At 63.0% G+C, this 18,209-nt stretch carries 21 protein-coding genes; 9 read left to right on the top strand and 12 right to left on the bottom strand.

Annotated elements, in window-relative coordinates:
• Positions 1-138: 138 nt before the first annotated feature.
• From GHT07_RS17475 to mrdA, 4 genes are all read left to right on the top strand, one after another.
• The gene (locus GHT07_RS17475) at positions 139-1,182 is read left to right on the top strand and encodes a rod shape-determining protein (RefSeq protein ID WP_048440943.1); all 1,044 of its coding nucleotides are present in this window, start codon (positions 139-141) and stop codon (positions 1,180-1,182) included.
• 44 nt (positions 1,183-1,226) lie between these two features.
• A complete protein-coding gene (gene mreC, locus GHT07_RS17470; protein WP_153586384.1) occupies positions 1,227-2,144 on the top strand; it encodes a rod shape-determining protein MreC in 918 nt (305 codons plus the stop codon).
• On the top strand, positions 2,141-2,659 hold the full coding sequence (gene mreD, locus GHT07_RS17465; protein ID WP_153586383.1) for a rod shape-determining protein MreD: 519 nt from the start codon (positions 2,141-2,143) through the stop codon (positions 2,657-2,659). The genes mreC and mreD overlap by 4 nt, the downstream gene beginning before the upstream one ends.
• 101 nt (positions 2,660-2,760) lie before the next feature.
• Positions 2,761-4,815 (top strand): penicillin-binding protein 2, encoded by a 2,055-nt coding sequence (mrdA, locus tag GHT07_RS17460; RefSeq protein WP_153586382.1) that lies wholly within the window; start codon positions 2,761-2,763, stop codon positions 4,813-4,815.
• Here the strand turns inward: mrdA and GHT07_RS17455 are convergent.
• From GHT07_RS17455 to GHT07_RS17445, 3 genes are read right to left on the bottom strand one after another with little or no spacing between them, the layout of a single operon-like run.
• Complete coding sequence (locus GHT07_RS17455; RefSeq protein ID WP_153586381.1) at positions 4,783-5,769, bottom strand: YheT family hydrolase; 987 nt, start codon at positions 5,767-5,769, stop codon at positions 4,783-4,785. The genes mrdA and GHT07_RS17455 overlap by 33 nt on opposite strands.
• A 17-nt stretch (positions 5,770-5,786) precedes the next feature.
• Positions 5,787-6,239, bottom strand: a complete 453-nt coding sequence (locus GHT07_RS17450) for a YybH family protein (protein WP_153586380.1) — start codon at positions 6,237-6,239, stop codon at positions 5,787-5,789.
• A 19-nt stretch (positions 6,240-6,258) separates the two neighbouring features.
• A complete protein-coding gene (locus GHT07_RS17445) occupies positions 6,259-7,005 on the bottom strand; it encodes a hypothetical protein (RefSeq protein ID WP_153586379.1) in 747 nt (248 codons plus the stop codon).
• A gap of 47 nt (positions 7,006-7,052) precedes the next feature.
• Here GHT07_RS17445 and GHT07_RS17440 point away from each other — a divergent pair, with 47 nt between their 5' ends.
• From GHT07_RS17440 to GHT07_RS17425, 4 genes are read left to right on the top strand one after another with little or no spacing between them, the layout of a single operon-like run.
• Positions 7,053-7,658, top strand: a complete 606-nt coding sequence (locus GHT07_RS17440; RefSeq protein ID WP_153586378.1) for a LemA family protein — start codon at positions 7,053-7,055, stop codon at positions 7,656-7,658.
• The gene (locus tag GHT07_RS17435; protein WP_153586377.1) at positions 7,659-8,579 is read left to right on the top strand and encodes a TPM domain-containing protein; all 921 of its coding nucleotides are present in this window, start codon (positions 7,659-7,661) and stop codon (positions 8,577-8,579) included. It abuts the gene before it with no gap.
• On the top strand, positions 8,579-9,097 hold the full coding sequence (locus GHT07_RS17430) for a TPM domain-containing protein (protein ID WP_153586376.1): 519 nt from the start codon (positions 8,579-8,581) through the stop codon (positions 9,095-9,097). The genes GHT07_RS17435 and GHT07_RS17430 overlap by 1 nt, the downstream gene beginning before the upstream one ends.
• 4 nt (positions 9,098-9,101) lie before the next feature.
• Positions 9,102-9,863, top strand: coding sequence for a GNAT family N-acetyltransferase (locus tag GHT07_RS17425; RefSeq protein WP_228488409.1), 762 nt, complete (start codon positions 9,102-9,104; stop codon positions 9,861-9,863).
• Between the two features lie 81 nt (positions 9,864-9,944).
• On the opposite strand, the gene GHT07_RS17420 is transcribed toward GHT07_RS17425, so the two are convergent.
• The 9 genes from GHT07_RS17420 to GHT07_RS17380 form a co-directional block, all read right to left on the bottom strand.
• Complete coding sequence (locus GHT07_RS17420; RefSeq protein WP_153586375.1) at positions 9,945-10,373, bottom strand: F0F1 ATP synthase subunit epsilon; 429 nt, start codon at positions 10,371-10,373, stop codon at positions 9,945-9,947.
• Between the two features lie 82 nt (positions 10,374-10,455).
• On the bottom strand, positions 10,456-11,880 hold the full coding sequence (gene atpD, locus GHT07_RS17415) for a F0F1 ATP synthase subunit beta (protein ID WP_153586374.1): 1,425 nt from the start codon (positions 11,878-11,880) through the stop codon (positions 10,456-10,458).
• Between the two features lie 39 nt (positions 11,881-11,919).
• Positions 11,920-12,786, bottom strand: a complete 867-nt coding sequence (gene atpG, locus GHT07_RS17410; RefSeq protein ID WP_323740985.1) for a F0F1 ATP synthase subunit gamma — start codon at positions 12,784-12,786, stop codon at positions 11,920-11,922.
• A 20-nt stretch (positions 12,787-12,806) separates the two neighbouring features.
• Positions 12,807-14,360, bottom strand: a complete 1,554-nt coding sequence (atpA, locus tag GHT07_RS17405) for a F0F1 ATP synthase subunit alpha (protein ID WP_153586373.1) — start codon at positions 14,358-14,360, stop codon at positions 12,807-12,809.
• Positions 14,361-14,399: 39 nt separating this feature from the next.
• Positions 14,400-14,927 carry a F0F1 ATP synthase subunit delta gene (locus GHT07_RS17400; protein ID WP_153586372.1) on the bottom strand — a complete coding sequence of 176 codons (528 nt, stop codon included), beginning with the start codon at positions 14,925-14,927 and terminating at the stop codon, positions 14,400-14,402.
• A gap of 12 nt (positions 14,928-14,939) precedes the next feature.
• Entirely contained in the window at positions 14,940-15,410 is a 471-nt protein-coding gene (locus tag GHT07_RS17395; protein WP_323740984.1) for a F0F1 ATP synthase subunit B, read from the bottom strand.
• Positions 15,411-15,481: 71 nt separating this feature from the next.
• Positions 15,482-15,745 (bottom strand): F0F1 ATP synthase subunit C, encoded by a 264-nt coding sequence (atpE, locus tag GHT07_RS17390; protein WP_153586371.1) that lies wholly within the window; start codon positions 15,743-15,745, stop codon positions 15,482-15,484.
• 52 nt (positions 15,746-15,797) lie between these two features.
• Positions 15,798-16,652, bottom strand: a complete 855-nt coding sequence (gene atpB / locus GHT07_RS17385) for a F0F1 ATP synthase subunit A (protein ID WP_153586370.1) — start codon at positions 16,650-16,652, stop codon at positions 15,798-15,800.
• A gap of 6 nt (positions 16,653-16,658) precedes the next feature.
• Positions 16,659-17,150 carry an ATP synthase subunit I gene (locus GHT07_RS17380; RefSeq protein WP_153586369.1) on the bottom strand — a complete coding sequence of 164 codons (492 nt, stop codon included), beginning with the start codon at positions 17,148-17,150 and terminating at the stop codon, positions 16,659-16,661.
• A gap of 169 nt (positions 17,151-17,319) precedes the next feature.
• Here GHT07_RS17380 and GHT07_RS17375 point away from each other — a divergent pair, with 169 nt between their 5' ends.
• Positions 17,320-18,207: a D-amino acid aminotransferase gene (locus GHT07_RS17375; RefSeq protein WP_228488408.1), complete on the top strand. Its 888-nt coding sequence runs from the start codon at positions 17,320-17,322 to the stop codon at positions 18,205-18,207.
• Positions 18,208-18,209: the final 2 nt, after the last annotated feature.

Below are 18,209 nucleotides of genomic sequence, written 5' to 3'. Positions count from 1 at the left end.
CGCGAAAGCGACGGTATTTGCAGGAAAATCACGGCACTTTCATCCGTTTTTCACCAGTTTCCCCAACCACAACATGATTCATTCGGCCCCGGCAGCCGCACTCGCAGCCTGCCCCGCGCCGCGCGAGAGGATTTCCTGATGTTCGGAGCTTTCCGTCGGTACTTTTCAACCGACCTGGCAATCGACCTGGGCACCGCCAACACCCTGATTTTCGTGCGCGACAAGGGCATCGTCCTTGACGAGCCGTCGGTCGTTGCGATCCGCCATGAAGGCGGCCCCCAGGGCAAGAAAACGATCCAGGCCGTCGGCCGCGAGGCCAAGGCCATGCTCGGCAAGGTGCCGGGCAACATCGAGGCGATCCGCCCGATGAAGGACGGCGTGATCGCCGACTTCACCGTCACCGAGCAGATGCTCAAGCAGTTCATCAAGATGGTTCATCCGCGCGGCATCTTGAAGCCGTCGCCGCGGATCATCATCTGCGTGCCCTGCGGCTCCACCCAGGTCGAGCGGCGCGCGATTCGCGAGTCGGCCCTGGGCGCCGGCGCCAGCGAGGTTTACCTGATTGAAGAGCCGATGGCCGCAGCGATCGGCGCGGGCCTGCCAGTGTCGGAAGCCTCGGGCTCGATGGTCGTCGATATCGGCGGCGGCACGACGGAAGTCGGCGTCATCTCGCTCGGCGGCATGGTCTACAAAGGCAGCGTGCGCGTTGGCGGCGACAAATTCGACGAAGCGATCATCAGCTACATCCGCCGCAACTACGGCATGCTGATCGGGGAGCCGACGGCTGAAGCGATCAAGAAGAACATCGGCTCGGCCTTCCCGGGCAGCGAAGTCAAGGAAATGGAAGTCAAGGGCCGCAACCTGTCAGAAGGTGTGCCGCGCTCGTTCACGATTTCTTCCAACGAAATCCTCGAAGCACTCACCGACCCGTTGAACAATATCGTGTCTGCCGTGAAGAATGCGCTGGAGCAAACGCCGCCTGAACTGGGCGCCGACATTGCCGAGCGCGGGATGATGCTCACTGGCGGCGGCGCGTTGCTGCGTGACCTCGACCGTCTGCTTGCCGAGGAAACCGGCCTGCCCGTGCTGGTCGCCGAAGACCCGCTCACGTGCGTGGTGCGAGGCTGCGGCATTGCGCTGGAGCGCATGGAGCGCCTGGGCTCGATCTTCACGAGCGAGTGACGTTTCCATCCCCTGCCACGCGGGGGGAGGGCGCAAAATAAGCCATGCCATTAGGCACCCTCGACCGGAATCCCCCGCCCTTCTTCAAGCAGGGTCCATCAGCGCTGTCGAAGCTGATGGTTTTCAGTGCGTTCGCCCTGTTCCTGATGGTCGCTGATTCGCGCTTCAAGATCGCGCAGCCGCTTCGCGCAGGTATCGCGGTGGCGTTGTACCCCGTGCAGTGGGTGGCACTGCGGCCTATGCAGGCGGTGAGCGGGGCTTCTGACTATTTCAGCTCGCTCACCAGCGCCCAGCGCAGCGAAGAGGCCGCTCGCGTCAAGCTCGCCCTGCAGGCGCAACGCTCCAACCTGGTCGAGCAGCTGCAACTCGAAAACTCGCGCCTGCGAAAACTGCTCGACCTGCGTGAACGTGTGGCCATCAAAGGCGTCGCCGCCGAAGTGCTGTATGACGCGGCCGACCCCTACACCCGCAAGGTCGTCATCGACAAGGGGCTGACTCAGGGCATTCAGGCGGGCTCTCCGGTCATCGACGAGTCAGGCGTGCTCGGCCAGATCACGCGGGTCCATCCACTGTCCAGCGAAGTGACGCTCATCATCGACCGCGAGCACGCCATCCCCGTGTTGAACGCACGCACCGGCGCGCGCAGCGTGGCCTACGGCGACCCGACGCAGCACGGCGGCCAGCTCGAACTGCGCTTCATGGCGGGCAACGCCGACGTACAGCCGGGCGACTTGCTCACCACCAGTGGCGTCGATGGCGTCTACCCGCCGGGCCTGCCCGTCGCCAAGGTCGACAAGATCGAACGCCGTGCAGATTCGGGCTTCGCCCATATCCGTTGCGTGCCGCAGGCGCTGGTGTCTGGCGCGCGCCATGTGATGGTGCTCGCGCCGATCACCGAGCAGCTGCCACCGCGGCCCGCGCCGGAAGACCCGGCGCCGCCGCGCAAGGGGGTGCGCAAATGATCATGCGTCCAGGCCAGCAACTGCTGTTGCCGGCCAACCCCGTTTTCATCTGGGGCAGCATGCTGCTGGCCTTGATCTTCAACATGCTGCCGCTGGGCCGCGCGCCGTGGATGCCCGACCTGGTCGCTGTGGTGCTCGTGTTCTGGAGCGTGCACCAGCCGCTGCGCGTGGGCATTGGCGCGGCGTTCATCTTCGGCCTGGCGATGGACGTGCACCAGACGGCCCTGCTCGGCCAGCACGCGCTGTCGTACACGGCGCTGAGTTTCTTCGCGATCACGATACACCGCCGGCTGCTGTGGTTCACGGTGCCGTCGCAAGCCGTGCAGGTGTTTCCGCTGTTCATCGCCGCCCACGCGATCGAGCTGGCGATCCGCATGATCACGGGCGGCATCTTTCCCGGCTGGGCGTTGCTCATCGCGCCCGTGGCGGAATCATTGCTCTGGCCCGTGGTGAGCATCTTGCTGCTGGCGCCCCAGCGCCGCGCGCCCGACCCTGACGAGAACCGGCCACTTTGAGAGGTTGAGCGTTAAGCGTTGGGCGCTGAGCGAAAATCGAAACTACCTTCTGCCGGTCTCTTCACGCTCAACGCCGAACGCTCAACGCCCAACCCCTGCCCATGACTGAACTACGCAACGTCGAAGCTGACCTCTCGCGCTTTCGCCTGCGCGTGCTGGCGGCGACGCTCGTCGTGGCGATCTGCTTCATCCTGCTGGCCAGCCGGCTGGTTTACCTGCAGGTCTATCGCCACGCCGACTTGCAGGAGCAGGCTGAAAACAATCGCACGGCCATTGTTCCGGTCGTGCCCAACCGCGGCCTCATCCTCGACCGCAACGGCATCGTGCTGGCGACCAACTACTCCGCCTACACGCTCGAGATCATGCCGTCGCGCATCAAGTCGACACTCGACCAGACGATCGAGGAGCTGTCTGGCGTCGTCGAGATCCAGGCACGCGACAAGCGGCGCTTTCGCAAGCTGCTGGACGAGTCGAAGAACTTCGAGTCGCTGCCCATCCGCACGCGCCTGACCGACGAGGAAGTCGCGCGGTTCGCAGCGCAGAGCTGGCGCTTTCCCGGCGTGGACATCAAGGCACGCCTGTTTCGCAGCTACCCGTATGGCGAGCTCGCGAGCCACGTCATTGGCTACATCGGCCGCGTGAACCAGACCGAGAAAAAAGCGATGGAGGACCTGCCCGATGACGTGCAGGCCAACTACCGCGGCACCGAATACATCGGCAAGCTCGGCATCGAGCAGAGCTATGAGGAGCAGCTGCACGGCGTCACCGGCGTCGAGCATGTGGAAACGTCCGCTGGCGGGCGCGCGATGCGCAAGCTCGCGAGCCATCCGGCCACACCCGGCAATACGGTGATGATGTCGATCGACATCAAGCTGCAAAAGCTGGTTGAGGACATGTTCGGCGACAGGCGCGGCGCGCTGGTGGCGATCGACCCCAGCAACGGCGAGATCCTGGCCTTCGTGAGCAAGCCGACGTTCGACCCGAACCTGTTCGTCGATGGCATCGACACCGAGAACTGGACGGCGCTGAACGAGTCGCTCGACAAGCCGCTGCTCAATCGCGCACTGCGTGGCACGTACCCGCCGGGCTCCACCTACAAGCCGTTCATGGCGCTGGCCGCGCTCGAGACGGGCAAGCGCACGCCGCAGCAGTCGATTGCCGATCCGGGCTTTTTCATGTTCGGCGGCCACCGCTTTCGCGACGACAAGGAAGGCGGGCACGGCTCGGTCGACATGTACCGCTCGATCGTGCAGTCATGCGACACGTACTACTACATCCTGGCCAACGACATGGGCGTGGACCTGATGCACGATGAATTGATGAAGTTCGGTTTCGGCGAAATCACGGGCATCGACATCTCCGGCGAAGCGCGCGGCCTGCTGCCTTCGACCAAATGGAAGCGCAACGCTTATCGCAAGGCCGAGCAGCAGAAGTGGTACGCGGGCGAGACGATCTCGCTGGGCATCGGCCAGGGCTACAACAACTTCACCATCCTGCAGCTCGCGGCCGCCACGGCCACGCTGGCAAACGACGGCGTCAAGATGAAGCCGCACCTGGTCAAACAGGTCGTGGATATCGTTACGCGCGCGCCGACTAACGCGGTGCGCCAGACCGTGGGCGAACGCGTTGCCAAGCCCGAGAACATTGCGGTGATCCGCAATGCGATGGTCGGCGTGAACATCGAAGGCACGTCTGCATCGGCCTATCGCGGCGCAGCCTACACCAGCGGCGGCAAGACGGGCACCGCACAGGTGGTGGGAATCGCGCAGGACAAGAAGTACAACGCGGCGACGGTGGACGAGCGCCACCGCGATCACGCGCTGTTCACGGCTTACGCGCCTGCCGACAAGCCCACCATTGCCATCGCGATGATTGTCGAGAACGCGGGCTTCGGTGCGCAAAACGCAGCGCCCATCGCACGCCGCGCGATGGACTACTACTTGACCGGCATGTACCCGAGCGAGGAAGACATGGCGCTTGTGCGGCAAGGCAAGGCCACTACGCCTGTCGGCAAGCAAAGGCCCGTTACGGAAGTGCCGTGGGTCGTTCCCGGCTCGGCGCCTGTCGCGCCAGTTGCACCAGTGGCTGCAGCGCCTGCGTCTTCGGCGGCCAGCGCGACGATGTCAGCCTTGCCGGCCCGGCAGCGCCTGCAGTAACCAGCGGCCGACCAGGGTCGGCATCGTGCGCACGTGGCCCGGAAAGCGCCCCTCGGGGAACCCGACATGACCGCCCTCGGCCGGCTGCCACAGCGTGACGTGTGGGCCAACTTCACTCTCGCGCGGCAGGCTTGCAGCGGGCACGAATGGATCGTTCAGCGCGTTGACGACCAGCGCGGGAATGCGGATGTCGCGCAGCACCGGCTTGGCTGACGCGCGCGCGTAGTAGTCGTCTGCATTTCGAAAGCCGTGCAGCGGCGCGGTGAAGACGTCGTCGAATTCGTACAGGTCGCGTGCAGCGCGCAGCTTTGCGGCGTCGAACAGGCCTGGGTGCTGCGCGAGTTTCTCGAGCGCCTTGGGCTTCATCGAGCGCAGGAACATCGTGGTGTACACGAGCCGGTTGAATCCGCGGCCGATGGCCTGGCCGCCGGCAGCAAGATCAAGTGGCGAGCTGACGCTGGCCACGGCGTCTGCCACTGCTGATGCCTGCGTGCCGACTTCGCCGGCCCAGCGCATGAGCGCGTTGCCGCCCAGTGAGACGCCCACCACCAGCATGGCCCCCGTGCGCCCGCGCCGCAAGCGCTCGAGGATCCACGCGATCTCTTCATGATCGCCCGAGTGATAGGCGCGCGGGCCGGCGTTGAGCTCGCCGCTGCATCCGCGAAAGTGCGGCACGACATAGTCCATGCCATGTTCGGCAGCGAAATCGGCGAAGGCTTCGGCGTAGTGACTGCGCGAGGAGCCTTCAAGGCCATGAAAGAGTACGAGCAGCGGGCGATGGGCATCGGCTTGCGGCTGAGCGAGCCAGTCGAGATCGACGAAGTCGTTGTCAGGCGCGACCCATCGCTCGCGGCGGTAGGTGGGGGGCTCGCCGAACACGCGCTTCGAATACAGCGCGGGCCAGATGGTTTGCAGGTTGCCGCCCGGTAGCCACCATGGCGCGCTGTACTGCATTCGCTCCCTCGACTGCATCAGTGCAGCACTTGCGGGCCGCCGGACACTTCCTGGATCTCGCTGGTGGTGCCGGGGCTGGCGTGATGCGCCACCATGCGCCAACCCTGCGCCGTGCGGTGGTACACGTTGGTGGCGATGACCCACGCTTGCGTCGGACCATCGGGGCCGAGCACTTCAACGCGTTCGAGCACGTTGTGCACGGCGCTGGCGAGCGCCTGTGTCTTGCGCGCGTTCTCGGGCCAGGCGCGAATGCTGCCGTTGCTGAACATGGCCTCGAAGGTTGCGCGAATCGCCATCGCGCCGACCACACGCGGGCCGCCGGGATGAATGCAGACGATTTCGTCTTCGTCGGCCCAGCACGCCATCAGCTTGTCGATGTCGGCGTTTTGCAGCGCCGCGTAGAACGCCGCCTCGACATCGTCGGGATGGCCTTCGAGGTTAGCCGCCTGGAGCTTGCTTTTCTTGCGCATGGGTGTGTGTGCGGTGATTCTAGGGCGCGAGCCAGCGCTGGACCACCCCGCGTACATCGGTTTGCGCGGCCTGCCATACCGTCTCGGACGAAGCGACATGGATGCCGGGCGGCGCGAACTCCATCACAGCCGCAACGAACTCAGCGACTTTCGCCGCACGTACGGGTTGCTGGCTGCTGGGCACCATGTACTTGGTGACCGACAGCATCCAGGCCGCGACGTCATGCAGCCAGCCGCGCGATGCTGCCCGCAAAGGCTGGCGCGCTGAGCGCACGATGACCAGCCGCGAGAAGCCGAGCGCGCAGACCGATTGCTCATCCAAAGTGGCCAGGCCGCGCTTGAGTGCTGCGGGCAGCCGGCCGATGTCATGCGGCAGCACGACCACCAGCGTCGTCACACCACCGCGGCGCATCCATGTTGCGACGTCGACGAACTGCTCGGGGCGAGGCGTCCATAGCGCGCGCTCGCGGTCATTGAAGAGGCGCGGCGGGTCGAACATGACGAGGCCTGTGTCTGCAGCGGGTGCGGGCCATTCGGGCAGCGGCTGCTTGTCATCGACCAGCAACGCATCGGTGCCCCGGATGCCGGCACGCATCGGTTCGCGCGCGAGCACCTGTGTGCTGGAAAAGCGATGCAGGCCCGACACGCGGCGAAGCACTTCGGTACCGAGGATGCCAGTGGCACCTGCGATCAGCAGGCGGGGTTGGGATAAACGCGGCGCTTCACGTTGCGCGGCACCGAGGACTTGAAAGGGCTCGACTGGCATCCATCTATGCTACCTTCACACTTTTCGCCTCTCAGGAGGAACGACACATGAAGCGCTGGTCTCCGATTCGCTGGTTCTTGATTCTTGCGGCCGCCGTGTCGCTTTCTGGCTGCGGCTACAACGACTTCCAGCGCCTCGATGAGGCGAGCAAGTCCGCGTGGAGTGAAGTGCTCAACCAGTACCAGCGCCGCGCTGACCTGATTCCGAACATCGTCGCCACCGTCAAGGGCGAGGCGAACTTCGAGCAGGAAACGCTGACCAAGGTGGTCGAGGCACGCGCGAAGGCAACGTCGATGCAGGTCACGCCGGAGACGCTGAACAACCCGGAAGCTTTCCAGAAGTTCCAGCAGGCGCAGGGCGAGCTGTCGGGCGCACTCAGCCGCCTGATGGTCACTGTTGAAAAGTACCCCGACCTGAAGGCAAACAAGGGCTTCAGCGATTTGCGCGTGCAACTTGAAGGCACCGAGAACCGCATCACCGTTGCACGCAACCGCTACATCGAAGCCGTGCAGGCGTACAACGTGCTTGCTCGCAGCTTCCCGAGCAACCTCACGGGCATGGTGTTCGGCTACCAGCCAAAGCCCACGTTCACCGTGCAGAACGAGGCGCAGATTTCCACGCCGCCCACGGTGGACTTCGGCACGAAGAAGTAAATGACCTTGCTTGCGGGATTGACCCGCAATCGGGTGGCGCGATGGATTTTCATCGCGCTGCTGGTGGTGGCCGGCTTTGCCGGCGCGCAGGGCGTGCAACCCGTTCCTGAGCTGACATCGCATGTCATCGATTCATCGGGCACGCTCGACCCCATCGCGCTCAAGGGCCTGGACGACAAGCTGCTCGACTACGAAAAGCGCAAGGGCACACAGATCGCCGTGTTGATGGTTGCGACCACGCAGCCGGAAGACATCACCAGTTATTCGAATCGTGTTGCGAACACATGGAAGATCGGGCGCAAGGCGATTGGTGACGGCGTGCTCATCGTGGTCGCAAAGAACGACCGCAAGATTCGCATCGAGGTGGCCAAGTCGCTGGAGGGCGCCGTGCCCGACCTCGCCGCGAAGAACATCATCGACGAGGCGATCACGCCCAGCTTCAAGAAGGACGACTACGCGGCGGGCCTGCGCGATGGGGTGGACCAGCTGATCGCACGCATCGACGGCGAGAAATTGCCTGAACCCAAGCAGTCGTCCAGCGCGCGTACTTCCGGTGGTGGCGGTGGCTTCGACTGGATGGAGCTGGCGATCTTCGGTTTTGTGCTCGTGCCAGTGGTCGCGGGGGTGCTCAAGAGCATTTTCGGCCGCACGCTCGGCTCGCTTGCGACCGGAACTGGCATTGGTGCCATTGCGCTGTTCGTAACGTCGAGTCTCTTGATTGCGTGCGGTGTGGCGTTCATCGCGCTGCTGATCTCGATCTTCTCGGGTGGCGGCCGTGGCCGCAGCAGGCTGGGCGGTGTGCCGATCGTCTTCGGTGGTGGCAGCGGCGGTGGCGGCTTCGGCGGTGGTGGCGGCAGCAGTTGGGGCGGCTCGGGCGGCGGCGGCAATTTTGGGGGCGGCGGCGCCTCCGGGGACTGGTGATGGCAACGTTCACTTCCCGCATCGCGCGCTTGTTGCGGCATCGGCTTCGCGATGAGTCGAACACGCGCAGCGCCATTCCGGCTGACCTGGTGCAGCGGCTCGGCCAGCGTGTGGCTGCAAGCGAAAGGCGGCACACGGGCGAGATTCGCATCTACGTCGAAAGCAGCTTGCCCACGAGCTATGTATTGCGCGATGCGACGCCGCGCGAGCGCGCCGTGATGATGTTCGGCAAGCTGCGCGTCTGGGACACAGCGCAGAACAACGGCGTATTGATTTACCTGCTGCTGGTCGAGCGCGCGATCGAAATCGTGGCCGACCGCGGCTTGAGTGAGCGCGTGCCGCATGCGCAGTGGGAAGCGATCATTGGTCGCATGCCGGCTGCCTTTCGCCAGGCGCGCTATGAAGACGGGCTGACGCAGGCGCTGGAGGAAGTGAGTGCGCTGCTCGTGCAGCACTTCCCGGCGGCGTCCCGTGATGTGAACCCGAACGAATTGCCCGACGAGCCCATCCTGGGCTGAGCCAATGATGACGCAGACCGAGATCGAGTCGCTCGAACGCGCTGTGCTTGCAGCTGTTGCGCCGCCCGAGATCGAAGAGATGCCCGGCTGGTTGATCGGATTTGACAGCAGCACGGTGGGTCGAGCCAAGAGCGCTGTGCCCATTTCCCACGATGCTCCAGATGAAGTCGCGATCGATGCAATTGCGGCTCGCTACGTTGCGCGCAGCATGCCTGCGATTTTTCGCATCCCGTCGATTGATTCATTCGACAGCGCCCGACGCGTGCTCGATTCGCGCGGTTTGCGCGAGTGCAAACCGACGCAAATGCAGGTGGCGGCGACGCGTGATGTGCTGCGAATTTCCGGCCGCCGTGATGCGCTGGTGAGCACGACGGCGGACGACGAGTGGGCCGGCGTCTTCCTCGGCGAAGGCTTCGATCCGGTCGATGGTGCGAGCCGCGTACAGGTGTTGCGGCGGGCGAAAGATTCGCTCTACGCCAGTGTCCGGGACGATGAGCCTGGTGGCGCGAACCGCGTGGTGGCGGGCGGTGTGCTTTCGCTGTCGAACGGCTGGGCGAGCATTCACGGCATGCGCACGGCCAAGTCGTACCGGGGGCGCGGCCTCGCATCGCGAATCATTGCAACGCTTGCGGGTATCGCACTGGAGCGTGGCTATGAGCGAATGATGCTGCAGGTCGAGCGCAACAACGAGACAGCGCAGAAGTTGTACGCGCGTTGCGGGTTCACGGTGGCCTGGTCCTACGCGTACTGGGAACCGGCCGCCTGAAATGAAAAAGCCCCGTCATGGGACGGGGCCGAGGCACGCAGCCACAGGTGAGGGGCCGGTACAGCGCCCCATCGTTATGCGTTATCGCTTCTGGCGGTATTTGCGCAGTGCTGCGATCTGTGCAGCCATGACGGCGAGTTCAGATTGCGCCTTGGCAATATCGAGCTCGCCCTTGGCGTTGCGCAGCGCCTCTTCGGCGGCAGCCTTGGCGCTGTTGGCCTTTTCTTCGTCGAGGTCCTTGCCGCGAATGGCGGTGTCGGAGAGTACGGTGACGCTCGTCGGCTGCACTTCAAGAATGCCGCCAGCGACGAAAACGAACTCTTCGGTGCCATCAGCCTTTTCAATGCGCACCGAGCCGGGCCTGATGCGCGTGATCAGCGGCGTGTGGCGGGGATAAATACCCAGCTCGCCGGTCTCGCCGGGCAACGCCACGAAGCGAGCCTCGCCGGAGAAGATCGACTCCTCGGCGCTGACCACGTCAACGTGGATGGTGTGGGTGGAATCAACCATGGATTTCCTCGGTGTCTTCGTTAAGCGTTGGGCGTTGAGCGGGTGTTCACGCTGAACGCTTCACGCCCAACGCAAAACCTCTTCAAACCTTCTTGGCCTTTTCGAACGCTTCGTCGATGGTGCCGACCATGTAGAACGCCTGCTCGGGCAGGTGGTCGCATTCGCCAGCGGTGATCATCTTGAAGCCGCGAATCGTTTCCGACAGCGACACGTACTTGCCGGGCGAGCCAGTGAACACTTCGGCAACGTGGAACGGCTGCGACAGAAAGCGCTGGATCTTGCGGGCACGGGCCACGGCCAGCTTGTCTTCCGGCGCGAGTTCGTCCATGCCCAGAATCGCGATGATGTCGCGCAGTTCCTTGTAGCGCTGCAGCGTGTTCTGAACGGCGCGCGCGGTGTTGTAGTGGTCTTCACCGACGACCAGCGGGTCGAGCTGGCGGCTCGTCGAGTCGAGCGGGTCCACAGCCGGGTAGATGCCCAGTGCGGCGATGTCACGCGACAACACGACGGTGGAGTCAAGGTGGGCGAAGGTCGTTGCGGGCGACGGGTCGGTCAAGTCATCGGCAGGCACGTACACGGCCTGGATCGACGTGATCGAGCCAACCTTGGTCGACGTGATGCGCTCTTGCAGGCGGCCCATTTCTTCGGCCAGCGTCGGCTGGTAGCCCACGGCGGAAGGCATACGACCCAGCAGGGCGGACACTTCGGTACCCGCCAGCGTGAAGCGATAGATGTTGTCCACGAAGAACAGCACGTCACGGCCTTCGTCGCGGAACGACTCGGCAATCGTCAGGCCGGTCAACGCCACGCGCAGACGGTTGCCCGGGGGCTCGTTCATCTGGCCGTACACCATCGACACTTTGGACTCAGCCAGGTTGTCGAGCTTCACGACGCCCGAATCGGCCATCTCGTGATAGAAGTCGTTGCCTTCGCGAGTGCGCTCACCCACGCCTGCGAACACCGACAGACCCGAGTGGGCCTTGGCGATGTTATTGATCAGCTCCATCATGTTCACGGTCTTGCCCACGCCGGCGCCACCGAACAGGCCCACCTTGCCGCCCTTGGCGAACGGGCAGACCAGGTCAATCACCTTGATGCCGGTTTCGAGCAGTTCCTGCGAGGGCGAGAGTTCGTCGTAGGCAGGAGCCTTGCGGTGGATCGATGCCATCAGCGTCGAGTCAACCGGGCCGCGTTCGTCGATCGGGTTGCCCAGCACGTCCATGATGCGGCCGAGCGTGCCCTTGCCCACCGGCACCGTGATCGGCGCGTTGGTGTTGTAGACCATGTTGCCGCGGCGCAGGCCGTCGGACGAGCCCAGCGCAATGGTGCGCACGATGCCGTCGCCGAGCTGCTGCTGCACTTCCAGCGTGAGGGCCGTGCCTTCCATCTTCAGCGCGTCGTAGACCTTGGGCATCTTGTCGCGCGGGAATTCGACGTCAACGACGGCGCCGATACATTGGACGATCTTGCCCTGGACGCTTGCGGAACTTGCTTGTGCTTGAGCCATTTTCTGGTGCTCCAATAATTTAACTGTTGAACTCGTGGGTCAGACTGCTGCAGCCCCGGCCACGATTTCGGAAAGCTCTTTGGTGATGGCGGCCTGGCGGGTCTTGTTGTAGACCAGCTTCAGCTCGGCGATGACGTTGCCCGCGTTGTCGGTGGCAGACTTCATCGCCACCATGCGCGCCGACTGCTCGGACGCCATGTTCTCGGCCACGGCCTGGTAGATCAGTGCTTCGACGTAGCGCAGCAGGACATCGTCGATCACGACTTGTGCGTCGGGCTCATAGATGTAGTCCCACGAACGCGCGCCTTCGTCAGCCTTGATGTTTTCCTGCTTGAGCGGCAGCAACTGCTCGATCACGGGCTCCTGCTTCATCGTGTTGATGAAGCGGGTGTACGACAGGTAAACCGCGTTGACCTTGCCTTCAGCGTACGCGTCGAGCAACACCTTGACCGGGCCAATGAGCTTGTCGAGGTGAGGCGTGTCACCCAGCTGGGTGGCATGCGACACGACTTGCGCACCGATGCGGTTGAGAAAGCCAAGGCCCTTGTTGCCGATGGCGACGGCTTGCGCCGTCATGCCGGCAGCTTGCGCCTCTTTCAGCTTGGTGGTCACGGCGCGCAACACGTTGGTGTTCATGCCGCCACACAGACCCTTGTCCGTCGTGACGACGATGAAACCGGTGGCTTTGGCGTCGTTCACTTTCATGAACGGGTGCACGTACTCCGGATTCGCCTTGCCAAGATTGGCCGCGATGTTGCGGATCTTGTCGCTGTACGGGCGGGCGTGGCGCATGCGCTCCTGCGCCTTGCGCATCTTGGAGGCGGCCACCATTTCCATGGCCTTGGTGATCTTCTTGGTGTTTTCCACCGATTTGATCTTGCCCCGAATCTCTTTTCCTGCAGCCACGACTGTTCCTTCGGTTGGGCTTAGGCGAACGACTTCTTGAAGTCGCCGATCGCTGCGGCCAGTTCGGCTTCGCCGTCCTTGTCGATGGCCTTGTCGGCTTCGAGCTTGGCAAGCAACGCGGCCTTCTTGTCCTTCAGGTAAGCGTGCATGCCGGTTTCGAAAGCGAGCACGCGCTTGATTTCGATGTCGTCGAAGTAACCTTTGTTCACCGCGAACAGCGAAGCGGCCATCAGCGAGATGGGCAGCGGGCTGTATTGCGGCTGCTTGAGCAGTTCCGTCACGCGGCCGCCGCGGTCGAGCTGCTTGCGGGTGGCTTCATCAAGGTCAGAGGCGAACTGCGCGAAAGCGGCGAGTTCACGGTACTGCGCCAAGTCGGTGCGGATACCACCGGAGAGGTTCTTGATCAGCTTGGTCTGCGCTGCGCTACCGACGCGCGACACCGAGATACCGGCGTTAATGGCGGGGCGAATACCAGCATTGAACAGCGACGTTTCCAGGAAGATCTGGCCGTCGGTGATCGAGATCACGTTGGTCGGAACGAAGGCGGACACGTCGCCAGCTTGCGTTTCGATGATTGGCAGCGCGGTGAGCGAGCCCGTCTTGCCCTTGACTTCACCCTTGGTGAAGGCTTCGACGTAGTCGGGGTTCACGCGAGCAGCGCGCTCGAGCAGGCGGCTGTGGAGATAGAACACGTCGCCGGGATAAGCTTCGCGGCCTGGCGGGCGGCGCAGCAGCAGCGAGACCTGGCGGTACGCAACGGCTTGCTTGGACAGGTCGTCATAAACAATCAGGGCGTCCTGGCCGCGGTCACGGAAGTATTCCGCCATCGTGCAACCGGAGTAGGCGCTGACATACTGCATTGCCGCCGACTCGGAAGCAGATGCTGCGACAACGATGGTGAATTCCATCGCGCCGGCCTGTTCGAGCGAACGCACGATGTTCTTGATCGTGGACGCCTTCTGCCCGATGGCGACGTACACGCAGGTCATGTTCTGACCCTTCTGGTTGATGATCGCGTCGACGGCCACGGCCGTCTTGCCGGTCTGGCGGTCACCGATGATCAGTTCGCGCTGGCCACGGCCGATCGGCACCATCGAGTCGATGGCCTTCAGGCCGGTCTGCATCGGCTGCGACACCGACTGGCGGGCAATCACGCCAGGAGCAACCTTTTCAATCACGTCGGTCATCTTGGCGTTGATCGGGCCCTTGCCGTCGATCGGCGCGCCCAGTGCGTTGACCACGCGGCCAATCAGCTCGGGGCCGACCGGCACTTCCAGAATGCGGCCCGTGCACTTGACGGTATCGCCTTCGGAGATGTGTTCGTATTCGCCCAGAATCACCGAGCCGACCGAGTCGCGCTCGAGGTTCAGCGCGAGGCCGTACGTGGCTTCGCCCTTTGCATTGGGCGGGAACTCCAGCATTTCACCGGCCATCACGTCGGACAGGCCGTGAACGCGGCAGATGCCGTCCGCCACGGACACCACGGTGCCCTGGTTGCGAATATCGGCACTGGCGCTCAAGCCCTCGATGCGGCTCTTGATCAGCTCGGAAATCTCTGCGGGATTGAGTTGCATGACTCTTTCCTTCTTTCTTGGGTTAGGGCTGTGCGGCCATCAGGCCGTCAGCGCGACTTTCATTTGTTCCAGGCGGGCCTTGACGGACGTGTCCAGGACCTCATCGCCGACCACGACGCGAACGCCGCCGATCAATTCAGGCTGCTGCTCCACGGTCAGGTTCAGCTTGCGGCCAAAACGCTTTTCGAGCGCAGCCGACACGCTGCTCAACGCTTGCGCATCGATCGGGAAGGCGCTGTAGACCACTGCATCCGACGTGCCGCTGCGCGAGTTGTTCAACACGCGGAACTGGGCTGCGATTTCGGGCAAGGCGGGCAGGCGGCCATTCTCGATCAGGGCGCGCAGAAAGTTCTGCCCCGCCGGCGGCAGCGTCGTTCCAATGGCGCCCGACATGACATCGAACACCTGCTGGTCCTGCGCCTTCGGGTTGGCAGCGAATGCAAGCAACTGGGCGTCCGCAGCAACGGCAGCAAGCGCGTCCAGCCACTGGGTGGCCGCACCTGCATCCGGCACCGACTTGAACAGTGCCTCGGCATAAGGACGAGCGATGGTGGCAAGTTCAGCCATACCTGTTGTCCTTCAAAGCTCTGTCTTCAGGCGGTTCAGAAGATCGGCGTGCACGCCCGCATTCACTTCCTTGCGCAGGATCTGCTCGGCGCCCTTTACGGCGAGTGCGGCGACCTGTTCGCGAAGCGCTTCACGCGCCTTGACGGTCTGCTGCTCGGCCTCGACTCTTGCGGCAGCGACGATCTTGCTGCCTTCTTCGGTTGCGCGCGCCTTGGCTTCTTCGATGATGGTCTGTGCGCGACGCTCGGCATCCGCCAGCAGTGTCGTCACCTGGTTGCGCGACTTGGCAAGCTCTGCTTCGACACGCTTGTCAGCTGCGGCAAGATCAGCCTTGGCCTTGTCGGCGGCAGCAAGACCTTCTGCGATCTTTTTCGCGCGCTCATCCAGCGCTGCGGCGATCGGCGGCCAGACATACTTCATCGTGAATCCGACCAGAATCATGAACACGATCATCTGGACGATCAGGGTACCGGTAATACTCACTTTTTCATCCTTGCCCCCGGGGGCGATGGCTCACGGGGAAAAACGAAGAGGGGACGGTCAGGCCGCGCCAATTACTTCGGAAGGTTGGCGATTTGCGCCAGGAACGGGTTCGCCGTTGCGAACCAGAGAGCAATACCGGTGCCGATAATGAAAGCGGCGTCGATCAGGCCAGCCAGCAGGAACATCTTGGTCTGCAGTTCGCCCATCAGTTCAGGCTGGCGAGCAGCCGACTCGAGGTACTTCGCACCCATGATGCCGATGCCCAGGCAAGCGCCGATAGCGCCCAGGCCGATGATGAGGCCGGAGGCCAGTGCGACAAAGCTGATAACTTCCATGATTGCTCCTAGTGGATTGGATTGCGTTGAAGAAAAAAAGTAAACGGAGAACTCAGTGCGCGTCGTGGGCCTGGCCGAGGTAAACCAGCGCCAGCATCATGAACACGAACGCCTGCAGCGTGATGATCAGGATGTGGAAGATGGCCCAGGCCGTGCCGGCGATGATGTGGCCGATGCCCAGCGCAATGCCGGTGCCCAGGCCAACAGAAGTGATTGCGCCACCCATCAGTGCGATGAGCAGGAAGATGAGTTCGCCAGCGTACATGTTGCCGAACAGTCGCATGCCATGCGACACGGTCTTGGCGATGAATTCAATGATCTGCATGCCGAAGTTGAACGGCCACAGCAGCGGATGGGCACCAAACGGCGCGGTGAAGAGTTCATGCACCCAGCCGCCGAAACCCTTGATCTTGATGTTGTAGAACAGGCAGATCACCAGCACGGACAGCGACAGGCCCATCGTCACCGACAAGTCGGCCGTCGGAACGCTGCGCTGGTAAGCATGGTGCGGGTCACCGTGGATCAGCGCCCAGATCGAAGGAATCAGATCGACAGGCAACAGATCCATTGCGTTAAGCAGGAAGATCCAGACGAAAACGGTCAGAGCAAGAGGAGCCACGAATTTGCGGCTCTGAGCGTTATGCACGATGCCCTTGGCTTGCGAGTCGACCATTTCGACCAGCATTTCGACTGCGGCCTGGAAACGCCCCGGCACGCCGGACGATGCCTTGCGCGCAGCCAGCCACAGAAGCCAGCAGCCGAAAACGCCCAGGGAGATCGACCAGAAGATGGAGTCGTAATTGAAGACCGAGAAATCCACGACCGAAGCTGGCTTGTGGTTCTGGTAGTGCGTCAGGTGGTGAATGATGTATTCACCAGCGGTTTGTCCGTGTTCTTCAGCAGCCATCGTTATTCAAGAGACTCTTGTTTCAGACGGGGCGGCACGCTTGGCCGGAGCCAGCATCACCACCCAATAAATTTTCACTGTGAGGATCAAGCCGGCAAGCAAAGCTGGCCAACTCAACCCTACGACCACTTTCGGCGCCATGACCAGCATTGCGACAGTCAAGAGCAACTTGACCATCTCCCAGACCATGAACGCGACCGCCGCACTTCCAGCATTCAAGGAAGCAAACCGGCCAGTCAGCCCCCGCGCAAAAATGGCCGCGGGAATGACCACGGCCAATGCGCCATAAGCAGCTGAAACGCCCGCTTCCAGTTTTCCCGTCCAGCCCCACGCAGCAACCGCCACAAGGGCTCCCACCACCACCTGCCCTGCCAGTACCTTCCAGAGCTTGATCTGGGGATTGCGTTCGCGCAGGAGCTTCGCCTCTTGGGCGCTTAACTTCCTGAACGGGGGCGCCCGATCAACATCCTCATCGGTAAGCGGGGCGATTGTTTTCATTGCACTGCCACCCTCGCTGCCTGACATTTCTACAAAGCCATTGATTATAAGTAGAAACCCCTTTGAACCTGACGCGTACCCGACCTTGGAGGCGGGCTATGGGTTTTCGCCAGGGCCTGGCCATGCCCGCCGCACAATGGGGCTCCCCTCCAGATCACCTCTCAAGACGATGAACGAATACGGACTGCCTGCCCTGCCCTGCTACCTGAACGGGACCTTCACGACGCTCGACCAGGCCAAGATCAGTGTGATGGACCGGGGGTTCATCTTCGGTGATGGTGTTTACGAAGTCGTTCCGGTTTATGCGGGCAAGCCATTTCGTTTTGCGCAGCACATGGCACGGCTGGCGCGCAGCCTCACTGAATTGCGCATTCCCAACCCCATGACCACCACGCAATGGCGCGACGTCGTCGACCATCTCGTGACGGCTTACGCAAAGACCCTGGACAAACCTGCAGCCGACACCGACCAGCTGGTGTACATCCAGGTCACGCGCGGTGTGGCCATGCGCGATCACGCGATGGTGCCGGGCCTTCAGCCCACCGTATTCGCAACCAGCAACAAGATCACGCCGCCCCCGGCCGCAGACCGCGCTGCCGGCGTGAAGTGCATCACCGCCGACGACTTCCGCTGGAAGAAGGCGCATATCAAGGCCGTGAGCCTGCTCGGCGCCGTCATGTCGCGCCAGATGAGTGTGGATGCGGGCGCCGCTGAGACGATCATGTTTCGCGATGGCTTCCTGAGTGAGGGTGCCTCGGCCAACGTGTGGATCGTCAAAGACCGTGTCGTGCTCGGCGCGCCGAAAGACAACCTGGTGCTCGAAGGCATCCGCTACGGCCTGCTCGAACAGCTGTGCGCAGATGCGGGGCTGCAGTTCGAGCTGCGCCGCATTTCGCGCGACGAAGTTTTCGCAGCCGATGAGGTGCTGCTGTCGAACGCGTCGAAGGAATTGCTTGCCGTCACGCAGCTCGACGGCAAACCCATTGGAAACGGCCGGCCCGGCCCCATCTACGACAAGCTGTACGCTGGTTACCAGCGGGCCAAGCAATCGAGCTGAAC

The sequence above is a fragment of the Caenimonas koreensis DSM 17982 genome, from assembly GCF_009646335.1.
In the GTDB taxonomy this organism is placed as follows: domain Bacteria; phylum Pseudomonadota; class Gammaproteobacteria; order Burkholderiales; family Burkholderiaceae_C; genus Ramlibacter; species Ramlibacter koreensis.
This window is presented reverse-complemented; position numbering and strand designations above follow the sequence as displayed.